We start from the raw sequence: 533 nt of genomic DNA, 5'->3' as shown, positions 1-533 counted from the left end.
ACCAATAACGTCACAGGTTGTTCTATCAGTACCCAAAGTTTTAATATTGAAGTTCAAGAAGCAGCACAGGCAAATCCAAACATGGATCCAATTGTATATGAAATCTGTGATGACAATATGGAAACCGATGGTGATACTACCGACGACAGTGCACAGTTTGATTTAACGACAAGAGACCCAGAAGTCTTAGACGGTCAAGATGTACAGAATTATGTAGTGACGTATTATGAAACACAAGAAGAAGCGGACTTAAAGGTGAACCCATTACCAACCTTGTACGAAAACATAGTTAACCCACAAGTTATCTATGCAAGAGTAGATAATGACACACCAGACGGCACAGGAAACGACACCTCAATCTGTTACGAAGTAGCGCCATTAACCTTACAAGTTAATCCGTTACCAGAGTTTGATTTAGCAGACAGTTACATATTATGTATCAATACAAATGGCACAGAGATATTAGACCCATTAGTGATAGACACAGGCTTATCTGCAGCAGATTATAGTTTTGAGTGGAGTTATAATAACAC

At 38.6% G+C, this 533-nt stretch carries 1 pseudogene; it reads left to right on the top strand.

The window, feature by feature from the left end:
- A pseudogene (locus tag K1X16_RS17940) lies at window positions 1–533 on the top strand (hypothetical protein); the annotation flags it as partial.

Source organism: Winogradskyella sp. SM1960, assembly GCF_020179375.1.
Classification (GTDB): domain Bacteria; phylum Bacteroidota; class Bacteroidia; order Flavobacteriales; family Flavobacteriaceae; genus Winogradskyella; species Winogradskyella marina.
Note: the sequence above shows the minus strand (reverse complement) of the source record. Positions and strands in the feature narration are given on the sequence as shown.